The sequence below is a fragment of the Flavobacterium piscinae genome (assembly GCF_004122145.1).
Lineage (GTDB): Bacteria > Bacteroidota > Bacteroidia > Flavobacteriales > Flavobacteriaceae > Flavobacterium > Flavobacterium piscinae.
The window spans coordinates 1-12422 of record NZ_SBKQ01000004.1 but is presented as its reverse complement, the minus strand read 5'-3'; the positions used below and the strand labels follow the sequence as shown (position 1 = coordinate 12422).

The following is a 12422-nucleotide window of genomic DNA, read 5'->3' as shown; positions in this document are numbered from 1 at the left end:
ATATAAAACCAAAACTTGAAAATTGAAACAAAGAATTAACGTTTCAACACCTCCTGAATCATCAAATCATTCTTCAACTTAATTTCAAAATATTTTTCTTCCTCAAACAATTGACGGGCAAATTCTGCCATCAAATAGTTTTTGACCATTGGTTCGTGGCTGTTTAAATTTAATGAAACTCCGTTTGATTTGAGGTAATTTTCAAATTTATCAACATACACATTAGTTGCTTCGAACTTCTTTTTAAAAGAATCAAAATTCAATCCTTCAAATTCTTTTCGGTTTTGGTCCAATTGTTCAAACACAAAATAGCTTACGATTCCGGATTGCATCAACATTTCGGTGGCTTCGTCTCCGTGTTTCCCGTTTAAAGGCACAAAAATATCGGGAATAATTCCGCCGCCACCATAAACAGTTCTACCTTTTAAGGTTTTAAATTTTAGACTATCGGCTACTTTGATGCTGTCTTTTTCGTATAATTCACCATTATAAAACCGTTTTTCAAATTCGTTAAAATATTCTTCATTCCCTTCTACATACGGTTTTTGGATTGAGCGTCCGGATGGGGTGTAATACCTGGCTACGGTTAATCGAACAGCAGACCCATCGCCCAAGGGCATTTCGCGTTGCACCAACCCTTTTCCGAAGGAACGACGACCAATAATTTGGCCTCGGTCATTATCTTGAATGGCTCCCGCTAAAATTTCAGAGGCGGAAGCGGAATTTTCATTAATTAGAATAATTATTTTTCCGTTTTCAAAAAGACCTCCGCTCGTTGCTTTGGTTTTATCAATTCGTCCTTTTTTATTTTTAGTGGAAACAATGGGAGCATCTTTCACTAAAAAATCATCGGCTATTTTCACGGCTTGGTCTAAATAACCACCGCCATTATCACGCACATCAATCACGATGGTTTTGGCTCCTTTTGCTTTGAGTTTCAAAAGTCCTTCTTTGTATTCTTTATAAGTTGATTCGGCAAATCGATTAATTTTTATGTATCCTATTGTGGGATCGAGCATCAAAGCGACATCCACACTTTTAATCGGAATAACATCGCGTTTTAATTTAACTTTAAGTTGTTTGTTTTCGCTTTTTCGAAAAAGTGTTAGGGTAACTTCAGAACCTACTTCCCCTCTTAGTTTAGGAAAAAGAGAGTCATTGGGTAATTTTCTTCCGAATAATTTATATTTATCGGCATACAAAATTCTATCTCCTGACTTTATTCCGGCTTTTTCAGAAGGGCCATTTTGTAGTGGTTTTATTACAGCAACGGAATCTTTGTACATATAAAAATTCACGCCAATGCCCACAAAATCACCACGCATGGATTCTGAAACTTCGTCAAATTCATTTTTTGAAATGTAAACGGAATGCGGATCTAATTTTTCTAAAATTCCGTTTACGGTTAAATCAACAATACTGTCGGTATCCACTTGATCAACATAATCTCTTTCTATAAAATCGATTAAACGGTTAAGTTTACTTTTGTTACTATTGGACGAATAGGAATTCTGAGGAGAAAAGGTGTTTAATTTTCCACCAACAATTACTCCCAAAGCAATAGCAGAAAAGAGCACAATTGGCCAATATATTTTTTTGATTTTCACTTTCTTTTTTTCTTGGTTAGAAAAAATTATTCTAATTCTTCAATTAGTTCTACTTCAACGCCTGCTTTTTCTAAAAATTGAAGTCCACTGTTATCTTTATATCCTTCCTGATAAACCACCCTTTTTATCCCGGATTGATGAATCAATTTACTGCATTCTCTGCAAGGAGATAAAGTTATGTAAAGCGTTGCACCTTCACACGATTGGGTAGATCCGGCTACTTTCAAAATAGCGTTCGCTTCTGCATGCAGAACATACCATTTGGTGAGGTTATTTTCGTCTTCACAACAATTTTCAAAACCGGAAGGTGTTCCATTATAACCATCCGAAATAATCATTCGGTCTTTTACGATGATGGCACCTACTTGTTTTCGCTTGCAATAAGACAAACGACTCCACTCTTTCGCAATACGAAGGTACGCTTTGTCGTATTTATTTAATTTCTTTTTATTCATTTTTTAACATCCTTTGAAGCTATTAACCTTTCCAAATATCGCTTTCAATAATCATTGGAAGTACTACTCCTACAACAAAAGCCGACATCACTAATGTCCAATCTCTTTTTGAAAATCGGAAAAAGGTTTGAACAATGTAGGACAAAAGTAAAACAATTAGTACTACTATGATTTGAGCCGCTTCTATGCCAAGTGCAAATTCCAAAAGCGGAACTAATTTATCCACGTTTTCTCCCGGTAATATAGATTTAAAATAGTTAGAAAATCCAAGTCCGTGAATAATTCCAAAAAATAAAGTGACAAATGCAACAAACGTAATGCTTTCTTTTTTGCCTGATTTTCCGGCTGTAAAAAGATGGAAAAGTGCTGTAATTAAGATGGTAATGGGAATTAGAAATTCAACCAAACTTGCTTTAATCATAACAACTTCAAAAACAGAAAGTAGTAATGCCAATGTATGACCTAATGTAAAAAGCGAGACCAAAATCAATACCCTTTTCCAATCTTTAAAAGCATAAGGAACCGTTAAAGCAATGAGAAAAAGCACATGATCATAGCCGTCAATATCAAGTACGTGTTGGAGGCCAATGTTAAAATACAACCAAAATTCTGACATAGATTAATAGATTTTAAACTTAGGGTGTTCAAACTTACGATTTATTTTGAAACAGTTGAACCTGAAATCACTAAAATGATGTTAAAGAATAGTAATTTTTAAAAAGAATTTTTGCGTATTTCTTAAAAAAAATTGGAAATAGAATTATATTTGCACAACTATTTAAAACAAACTTATGTCAATTTCAGATTTATTTGATAGCGGATTTAAAAACAGAAATAAAGGTCACTTTTCAGCCATTGTGCGTGTAGCTTTGAGTGATGGAGACATCACTCCTGAAGAAAAAGAATTTATCGATAGATTAGCAAAAAATTTAGAAATTTCAGCAGATGAATATGAGGAAATCATGGAAAATCCTATGAAATACCCGATTAATCCACCGTATTTGTACATTCACCGTTTAGAGCGATTATATGATTTGGCACGTATGGTTTATGCGGACCATGTTTTAGGACCAAAACAAAAAGAAATTCTAACTAAATTTGCTTTGGCTTTAGGATTTACACCAGGAAACGTGAATTATATTGTAGATAAAGCACTCTCCCTTTTAATTTTAAATGTTGATTTAGACACTTTCCTTTTTGAAATGCAAAATATGAATAAATAAAAAAAGCCCCGAGAAATCGGGGCTTTTTTGCGTTTAATACTACCTTTTAAACTATTTATATTTCGCCATAAACTCTTCTGCTTTTTCCACCATTTTTCGGCTACCACAAAAGAAAGGAACCCGTTGATGTAATTCGGTTGGCTGAATTTCCATAATGCGTTGGTAACCATCTGACGCTTTTCCTCCCGATTGTTCCGCTAAAAAGGCCATCGGATTACATTCATACAGCAAACGAAGTTTTCCGTTTGGTGCTTTTGAACTGGTTGGATAAATATAAATACCTCCCTTAATCATGTTGCGATGAAAATCGGAAACTAAACTACCGATATAGCGGGAAGTATACGGACGATCTTCTTCCTCTAACTGACAATATTTAATATAATCTTTTACACCTTGTGGAAAGTGAACATAATTTCCTTCGTTGATCGAATAAATCGTTCCGGTTTCAGCATACGTCATATTGGGATGAGATAAATAGAACGTTCCAATAGCAGGGTTTAAAGTAAATCCATTTACGCCGTGACCGGTGGTGTAGACCAACATTGTCGAAGTCCCATAAATAACATAACCCGCCGCCACTTGATTCACACCGGGTTGAAGAAAATCTTCTAAAGTAACCGGAGTTCCTACCGGAGTTTTACGTCTGAAAACCGAAAAAATGGTTCCAACAGAAACATTGACATCAATATTGGAAGACCCATCCAACGGATCCATCAACACCACATATTTATTGTTGTGTGAATTATCGCTTCCGGCAACAGTTATAAAATCGTCGTTTTCTTCCGAGCCAATGCCGCATACAATTTCACGGTTGATAAGGGTTTGAATAAACACCTCATTGGCATACACATCCAATTTTTGTTGATCTTCTCCTTGAATGTTTTGTTCACCGGCCGCTCCCACAATATCCACCAACCCGGCTTTGTTTACTTTGTAGTTCACTACTTTAGCGGCTAATCGGATAGAGTTGATAATGCGTGATAATTCTCCGGTTGAATATTGAAATTCTTCTTGCTTCTCGATGATGAATTCACCAAGGGTTTTGTTTCTTTCTTCCATTACGAAAACGTTGTAGTTGTATTAGTGGCACAAATATCGAAATTTTTGTGATACAATTCAGATTATTATTTTGTTATCTTTAAGAATTGTATTTTTGTGCAAAATTGATAGTCCTAAAAGTATCAAATGACAGAATTAAGCGTCTAAAAATGAACATTAGAAAAGGAAAAATAACCGACATGCCGGCCGTTTTAGCATTGATTCAAGAACTCGCCGTTTTTGAAAAAGAACCGGATGCGGTGGTGGTAACTGTTGCTGATTTAGAACGAGATGGCTTTGGAGAAAAGCCGCTTTTTCATACGTTCGTAGCAGAACTAAATGACGAAATCATTGGGATGGCATTGTATTATTATCGGTATTCCACTTGGAAAGGAAAGACGATTCATTTAGAAGATTTGATTGTGAAAGAAGCTCATCGCGGTACCGGAGCAGGCCTGGAATTATATACCGAAATCATCAAACAAGGCAAGAATGATGGCGTTCGACGCCTTGAATGGAATGTGCTGGATTGGAATGAACCCGCCATTCGTTTTTATGAGAAATCCGGTGCAAAAGTGTTGGAGGATTGGCGTGTAGTGCAGATGAATGAAGAAGGTATAAATAGATTTTTGATTGAAGAATAAAGATTTTTGATTTTTGAAGAAAATAATAATTGACTAATTGCCAAATTGGCTAATTGACTAATTGAACACATGAAAATATTCAAATTTGGAGGTGCATCGGTAAAAGATGCTGAAGGCGTAAAAAACGTATTGTATGTTTTACAAAAAGTGGGACACGATGATGTACTGCTTGTAATTTCTGCGATGGGAAAAACTACCAACGCATTGGAAGTGGTCATCAAACATTATTTTGAAAAATCGCCTGAGTTAAAAGCATCGATTCAAGAGGTGCGAAAATACCACAACCAAATTTTGTTGGAATTGTTTGAAGACGATAAACATCCGGTTTTTAAAGCCGTAAATATTCATTTTGAAGAACTGGATTATTTCTTAAGTCATAATAAATCGCCTAATTATAACTTTGTATATGACCAAGTGGTGAGCTACGGAGAAATAATCTCAACCACCATTGTCAGTCACTATTTTAATTATAGTGGATTGAAAAACAATTGGTTGGATGTGCGTCAATTCATCAAAAGCGATGCGACATATCGAGATGCAATCGTAGATTGGGAGCAAACGCAAAAGTTAATTTCCAAAAACGTGAAGAAAAAAGCCTTGAATATTACGCAAGGTTTTTTAGGATCGGATGAAAATAATTTTACAACTACTTTGGGAAGAGAAGGTTCTGATTATACGGCCGCTATTTTTGCGTATTGTTTGAATACTGAAAGTGTCACCATTTGGAAAGACGTTCCCGGCATTTTGAATGCCGATCCCAGGTATTTTGAAAATGCGATTTTATTGAATCAGATTTCCTATCGTGAAGCGATTGAATTAGCCTTTTACGGAGCTTCGGTAATTCACCCGAAAACATTGCAACCTTTACAAAGAAAAGAAATTCCGTTATTTGTAAAATCATTTGTGAATCCGCTTTTACCGGGAACAAGAGTCTATAAAGGTGCTGACTTAGAGCCGCAAACCTCTTGTTTTATTGTGAAAAAAAATCAATTACTGATATCCCTTTCATCGATTGATTTTTCGTTTATTATGGAGGAAAACATTAGCGAAATTTTTGCATTATTCCATCAATATAAAGTAAAAGTAAGTTTGATTCAAAATACAGCCATTAGTTTTTCGGTGTGTATTGAAGATAAATTTGGCAACTTTCCGGAACTAAAAACCATTCTTTCCAAAAAGTTTAAAGTAGCGTATAACGAAAATGTATCGCTATATACCATTCGCCACTTCACTGAAAAAGCCGCCCAAATGGTCGAAGAAAACAAAACGGTTTTAGTAAAACAAATCAGTCGAGAAACCTTGCAAATAGTAACGAAAGAGTAGTTTTTTGTTTCAGGTTTCAAGTTTCAGGTTTTATAATTTTGTCTTACCGACGAAAGAAGTTTCTCATGGAATTTGTTTAACAAAAAATAATTCAATACATAAACTTTGTTTAATCTTTTGTTAATTATATTAAACAAAATAATGAATGTGCTACCTTTACATTCTAATTTTAAAAAATTCAAAATGAAACTAATTAAATCATTAACTATTTTATCGCTTACTGCAGTGCTTATCAGTTCTTGTGGTGAAGCAAAAAAAGAGGAGGTTGTAGAGGAAGCTGTAACTGTAGAAGAACCGGTAGAAGTGGTTGAAACCCCAAACATTGTAGGAGTAGCCTCTGCCAATGCTGATTTCAGCACATTAGTAGCTGCCGTAGGAGCAGCCGAATTAGTAGAAACATTAAGCGGAGAAGGTCCGTTTACAGTTTTTGCACCAACCAATGCAGCTTTTGAGAAACTTCCTGCCGGAACAGTAGAAACCTTGCTAAAACCGGAAAGCAAAGACAAATTAACCGCAGTTTTAACCTACCATGTTGTTTCCGGTAAGTTTGAAGCTGCTCAAGTTATAGAAGCAATAAATGCAAATAACGGTAAATTCGAAGTAGCCACTGTACAAGGTGGAAAAATTACGTTGAGTTTAGAAAATGGCAATGTTGTATTAACCGATGCAAACGGTGGTAAAGCTACTGTTGCCGTTGCTGATGTTGCTGCTTCAAACGGTGTGATTCACGCCATTGATACAGTTGTAATGCCAAAATAAAAGTGTTATAGTTTTTTCAATTAAAGAGTTGTTTCTTAATGAAATAACTCTTTTTTTATTCCTTGTTAAAGTGAAAAGTAATTCATTTATTTCGATTTTTATTTAAACCACATTTTGAAGTTGAGCCAAAATTTTCTATCCGAAATTTAAATGAATTACCCACATTTTACCCCCAAAAAATACTACTTTTGAGTTTTTGGAGTTAGTATAACTATGTTGAAAAAGGGCTTTTTAGGGATGTTATTGCTTTTAGTTTCCGGGTTGTATGCTCAGGAAAGCGAAACACCTTATAAAAAGAAAAAAATCACTGTTTCAACCGATACCATTGTACTCGAAAAAGTGAGTATTAACAAGGAGTTTTTCAAAATTTTAGACGGAAAGGGAAATCCCGTAGACACTACTTTTTACCAAGTAAACTTTCAAAAAGGAACGCTTGTTTTTAAAAATAATTATCCATCCAACGACACACTTACCGTTCGCTACCTCACTTTCCCTGAATTTTTAACCAAAACCTACAGTATTTATGATGAAAGTAAAGTGGTCCCCAATGCCCGAGGAAATGGTCAATTGTATTCGCTTTCTAAGGATCGAGTCAATAATTTTAAACCGTTTGACGGACTCACTACTTCCGGGAGTATCACAAGAGGAGTAACCATTGGAAACAATCAAAATGCAGTGGTCAATTCCAATTTAGATTTGCAGATTGTCGGAAAACTATCGGACAAAGTAAATTTACGGGCATCTATTCAAGACAGTAATATTCCGCTGCAGGAAGGCGGTTATTCGCAAAGACTGGACGAATTCGATCAGATTTTTATCGAATTGTATTCTGACAAATGGAACATACGTGCAGGTGACTTATTTTTAGAAAACCGACAATCCCGCTTTCTGAATTTTAATAAAAAAGTACAAGGACTTTCCACTCAATTTCATCTGGGTGAAGAAGGAAACAAAACCACTCTTTTTGCTTCAGCAGCTTTGGTTCGGGGTCAATATGCCAAAAGTACTTTTGTGGGTCAGGAAGGAAATCAAGGCCCATATAAACTACGTGGTAATAATGGCGAATTGTTTGTATTGGTCATTTCCGGCTCTGAACGCGTTTTTGTGAATGGAATCCTTTTACAACGAGGCGAAAACAATCAATATACAATCGACTACAATGCCGGTGAAGTTACGTTTACTTCGCTTTTCCCTATCAATTCTGAAATGCGGATTAACATTGAATACCAATATTCCGACCGAAGTTTTACCCGATTTGTTACTTATGGCGGGGTAAACCACGAACGAGAAAAATGGAGCATCGGCGGATTTATTTACTCGGAAAATGATGTCAAAAATCAACCATTACAACAAGATTTATCGCAGGAGCAAGTAGAAATTTTACAAAATGCAGGCGACAACATCAACCTCATGAATGCTCCTTCGGCTTTTGTTGATTCTTTTTCGGAAAACAAAGTTTTATATCGAAAAACAATTGTTTCGGGAGTTGAAGTATTCGAATTTTCTAACAATCCGGAAGAAGTTTTATACAATGTTCGTTTCTCCTTAGTAGGCAATAATCAAGGAAATTACATCTTAGCCAACAACCAAGCGGTGGGTAGAATTTATCAATATGTAGCACCCATAAACGGCATTCCGCAAGGAAATTTTGAACCGATTATTCGATTAATTGCTCCAACCAAAATTCAAATTGCTACGGTAATGGGAAAATATAATCCATCCGACAAAACAACGATTGACTTTGAAGTAGGAATGAGCAACAATGATTTGAATTTGTTTTCCAATATAGACAATGAGGACAATCAGGGAGTCGCCGGAAGAATAAATGCTAATCAACGTCTTTTTACCAAAAAATGGACATTGGATGCGTTTGCAAATGTGCAATTTGTGCAAAAAGATTTCAGAACCATTGAACGATTATTCACCATCGAATTTGACCGCGATTGGAATTTAACTTCTCCTACCGGAAATCAAAGTCTGGTTAATTCCGGTTTGCGATGGAACCATCCTGAAAAAGGTTTTGCCACTTATCAATTGGAAAAATTAGACTTTTCCGATAATTTTTCAGGAATCCGACACGTATTAAATGGACGATTTCGGCATAAAAACTGGACCATTTCCAACAACAGTAGCTTTTTAAAAAGTGATGGGTCTGTTGCTAATTCTACTTTTGCCCGAAGCGAAACGTTAACGAAATATGATTTTAAGAAAAATTGGGTAGGTGGTTCCCTTCGCTTGGAAGACAATAGAGAGAAAATTGTTGCCACCAACACTTTTTCTCCGCTTAGCCAACGTTTTTTAGAATACGGTGGTTTTGTTGGCAGAGGTGATTCTACTAAAGTTTTTATGGAACTTGGTTATTTGCACCGCGTAAATGACAGTTTGCAAAACGGATTTGTACAACGTGTCAATCGTTCACATTCGTATTATTTGAAATCCAGACTATTACAAACCGAAAAAAGTGATTTAAGTGTTTTTATCAACTATCGAAATTTAGCATTCGAAGACAAAACGCGTCCAAATGAACCTTCGTTAAATTCCCGTGTTTTATATAACGACCGGTTTTTTAAACAATTCCTTTTGCTTACCACTGCTTATGAAACAGCTTCGGGAACGTTGCCACAACAAGAATTTACCTATTTGGAAGTAGAACCCGGGCAAGGAGTTTTTATGTGGAATGATTACAATGGCAATGGTATTCAAGAATTACAGGAATTTGAAGTGGCCCCGTTTCCCGACCAAGCCAAATATGTTCGGGTATTTTTACCCAATCAAATATTTGTAAAAACCCATCAAAATAAATTTTCCGTTTCGTTGACGTTGAATCCTTCCATTTGGCAAAATGAGAAAGGATTGAAAAAGTTTTTATCGTATTTCTACAACCAAACTTCGTTTTTAATCGACCGAAAAATTGAACGCAATTCCGATAATTTCAACCTCAATCCGTTTGATAATGACGAGTCGGAATTGTTAGGATTGAATTCAAGTTTTATGAATAGTTTCTTTTTTAATCGTGGGAAACAACATCATTCGGTTACCTATACCATTTTGAACAGCAGAACCAAAAATTTGCTTTCCATCGGTTCACAAGAAAATATCAATTTTGCTCATCAAGTGCAATATGCCCATTTATTGAAAAAGAGTTGGTTGTTTGCCTTATCGGGAAAATCATTTACCACAGAAAGCATTTCCGATAATTTTCCGGCTCGAAATTTTGATGTGTTAGGGTATCAAATTGCTCCAAAAGTAAGCTATTTGTTTTCAAACAACACGAGTTTAGATGTTTTTTATGAAATGCAAAGCAAAGAAAATCAAATAGGCAATGGAGAAACGCTAAACCAAAGTAGATTAGGTACTTCGTTTACCTATGCAGGGGAAAATAAATTCACCATGAACGGAGAATTTTCGCTTTACAACAATGATTTTACAGGTGATGCCTTGTCGGCAGTAGGATTTCAAATGTTGGAAGGACTTCAACCCGGAAGAAACCAAACCTGGCGATTGCTCATTCAAAAAAACCTGACGCAATATTTAGATGTGAATGTCAATTACCAAGGAAGAAAAAGCGAAACAAGCGATACCATCCACACGGGAAGTATCCAGTTAAGAGCTTATTTTTAAGACAATTTGTTAAAATAAAAGCCATTCCTCATTAAATTATTATATTTGAAATTGAAAAAAATAACCTTATGAAATCAAAATCAATACTGCTTTTACTTTTGGGAACTTCACTGTTCTTCATTTCCTGTAAAAAAACAGAGGAAGCACCGGCTTCAACCGAACCAAAAACAGAAACAATGGCAACCGAAAAACCGGCTGCAAATGATGTTTCCAATATAACCACTACTCCTGCCCCTGCTGCCACACAAACAGCTACACCGGCAGGTCAACCACCCAAATTAAATCCACCACACGGGCAACCTTATCACCGCTGTGAAATTGCGGTGGGAGCACCTTTAGATGGTTCTGCACCGGCACAAGGAACTACGCCTGCACCTACTCAGCAAAATGCACCGAAATCTTTTTTTAAAACTGTTCAAAGTCAGCAACAAGCTAATTCAACTCAGCCTGTAGCAACGGCTCAACAACCTACACCTCAAACAACGCAAACAGTACAACCAAAACCGACTTCCACTCCAGCACCAGTTACTGCAAAAGCAGATGGTCCCAGACCAAAAAATAATCCACCGCATGGACAACCGCATCACCGTTGTGATATTAAAGTGGGTGACCCGTTACCGGATGCATAGAAGTTTATAAAACAAAAAACCGTAACTATCTTATTTATTGATAATTACGGTTTTTAAAAGTGGAGAAGATGGGGCTCGAACCCACGACCTTTTGGCTGCCAGCCAAACGCTCTAGCCAACTGAGCTACATCCCCAAAGCGAGGGCAAATTTAAGGAATTTTATTTTATTTCATTTATTTTCTGCTTTTATTTTTCTGAGGTTCCAATTATATTTATTATTTGTAAATTTGTTTCGATTCATTTTAATTTAATCGTAAATGAAAAACTTCTTTTTGCTTGTTCAAGCTGTTGATATTGAAGACAAACTAAAAAATGCTCCTGACGATTCCTATCAAATTGGTTTGATCATTGGTTCATTTATCCCTTTTGTTGTGTTGGTGGGAATTGCCTATTGGATGTATTATGCGGCAAAAAAAAGAGAAAATAAATCCTAGCATTACCTATCTTTGTGCCGAAATAAAAACGAAATGGCAAAAATCAGAATTACCAAACAATTTAGTTTTGAAACCGGACATGCTCTTTACGGTTACGATGGAAAATGTAAAAATGTCCATGGCCACAGTTATAAACTTTCAGTAACGGTGATTGGCACGCCTATTTCCGATTCTTCAAATGTCAAATTCGGAATGGTAATAGATTTTGGCGACTTAAAAAAAATCGTAAAAGAAGAAATTGTGGATTTATTTGATCATGCCACTGTTTTTAATCAAAACACACCCCACATCGAATTGGCCAATGAATTAAAAAATCGTGGGCATCATGTGATATTAGTCAATTACCAGCCTACCAGCGAAAACATGGTGATTGATTTTGCAGAAAAAATTAAAAACCGATTACCAAGTTCAATCAAATTACATTCTTTAAAATTACAAGAAACAGAAACATCCTTTGCAGAATGGTTTGCTTTTGATAATAGTTAGAATACTAATTTACTACATACAAAAACCCCGAATTTTTTATTGAAAATTCGGGGTTTTTAGTTAATCAAGCTTAAACTTACTTCTTCACAATCAAGAACTCACTTCGTCTGTTTTGAGCGTGTTGTTCTTCGCTGCAGGTTTCTTTACAATCCACTTTTGGTTCGGTTTCACCCATTCCTTTGCCGGAGATTTGCTCTTTCGAG

Annotated in this window: 12 protein-coding genes and 1 tRNA gene; 8 read left to right on the top strand and 5 right to left on the bottom strand. The window is 35.8% G+C overall.

Annotation, left to right across the window (positions count from 1 at the left end):
* Positions 1–35: 35 nt before the first annotated feature.
* From EQG68_RS04410 to EQG68_RS04400, 3 genes are read right to left on the bottom strand one after another with little or no spacing between them, the layout of a single operon-like run.
* Positions 36–1607, bottom strand: a complete 1572-nt coding sequence (locus EQG68_RS04410) for a S41 family peptidase (RefSeq protein ID WP_129463580.1) — start codon at positions 1605–1607, stop codon at positions 36–38.
* 26 nt (positions 1608–1633) lie between these two features.
* Positions 1634–2062, bottom strand: a complete 429-nt coding sequence (locus EQG68_RS04405) for a deoxycytidylate deaminase (protein WP_129463579.1) — start codon at positions 2060–2062, stop codon at positions 1634–1636.
* 22 nt (positions 2063–2084) lie between these two features.
* On the bottom strand, positions 2085–2678 hold the full coding sequence (locus EQG68_RS04400) for a HupE/UreJ family protein (RefSeq protein WP_129463578.1): 594 nt from the start codon (positions 2676–2678) through the stop codon (positions 2085–2087).
* Between the two features lie 175 nt (positions 2679–2853).
* Here EQG68_RS04400 and EQG68_RS04395 point away from each other — a divergent pair, with 175 nt between their 5' ends.
* Positions 2854–3285 carry a tellurite resistance TerB family protein gene (locus EQG68_RS04395; protein ID WP_129463577.1) on the top strand — a complete coding sequence of 144 codons (432 nt, stop codon included), beginning with the start codon at positions 2854–2856 and terminating at the stop codon, positions 3283–3285.
* 51 nt (positions 3286–3336) lie between these two features.
* Here the strand turns inward: EQG68_RS04395 and fbp are convergent, their stop codons facing one another.
* Positions 3337–4344 carry a class 1 fructose-bisphosphatase gene (fbp, locus tag EQG68_RS04390; RefSeq protein ID WP_129463576.1) on the bottom strand — a complete coding sequence of 336 codons (1008 nt, stop codon included), beginning with the start codon at positions 4342–4344 and terminating at the stop codon, positions 3337–3339.
* A 149-nt stretch (positions 4345–4493) separates the two neighbouring features.
* On the opposite strand from fbp, the gene EQG68_RS04385 reads away from it, so the two are divergent.
* The 5 genes from EQG68_RS04385 to EQG68_RS04365 all read left to right on the top strand — a co-directional run bounded on the left by EQG68_RS04385 (position 4494) and on the right by EQG68_RS04365 (position 11299).
* Complete coding sequence (locus EQG68_RS04385; protein ID WP_129463575.1) at positions 4494–4967, top strand: GNAT family N-acetyltransferase; 474 nt, start codon at positions 4494–4496, stop codon at positions 4965–4967.
* Between the two features lie 69 nt (positions 4968–5036).
* Positions 5037–6290 carry an aspartate kinase gene (locus EQG68_RS04380; RefSeq protein ID WP_129463574.1) on the top strand — a complete coding sequence of 418 codons (1254 nt, stop codon included), beginning with the start codon at positions 5037–5039 and terminating at the stop codon, positions 6288–6290.
* A 183-nt stretch (positions 6291–6473) separates the two neighbouring features.
* Positions 6474–7049 (top strand): fasciclin domain-containing protein, encoded by a 576-nt coding sequence (locus tag EQG68_RS04375; protein WP_129463573.1) that lies wholly within the window; start codon positions 6474–6476, stop codon positions 7047–7049.
* Between the two features lie 213 nt (positions 7050–7262).
* A complete protein-coding gene (locus EQG68_RS04370; RefSeq protein ID WP_129463572.1) occupies positions 7263–10670 on the top strand; it encodes a hypothetical protein in 3408 nt (1135 codons plus the stop codon).
* 68 nt (positions 10671–10738) lie between these two features.
* Positions 10739–11299 (top strand): hypothetical protein, encoded by a 561-nt coding sequence (locus tag EQG68_RS04365; RefSeq protein ID WP_129463571.1) that lies wholly within the window; start codon positions 10739–10741, stop codon positions 11297–11299.
* 60 nt (positions 11300–11359) lie between these two features.
* Here EQG68_RS04365 and EQG68_RS04360 read toward each other — a convergent pair.
* Positions 11360–11433 (bottom strand) — tRNA-Ala (locus EQG68_RS04360).
* A gap of 123 nt (positions 11434–11556) precedes the next feature.
* Here EQG68_RS04360 and EQG68_RS15010 point away from each other — a divergent pair.
* Both EQG68_RS15010 and EQG68_RS04355 read left to right on the top strand, forming a co-directional pair.
* Positions 11557–11733, top strand: coding sequence for a hypothetical protein (locus EQG68_RS15010; RefSeq protein ID WP_164975386.1), 177 nt, complete (start codon positions 11557–11559; stop codon positions 11731–11733).
* A 33-nt stretch (positions 11734–11766) separates the two neighbouring features.
* Complete coding sequence (locus EQG68_RS04355) at positions 11767–12219, top strand: 6-pyruvoyl trahydropterin synthase family protein (RefSeq protein WP_129463570.1); 453 nt, start codon at positions 11767–11769, stop codon at positions 12217–12219.
* The last annotated feature ends 203 nt before the right edge of the window (positions 12220–12422 follow it).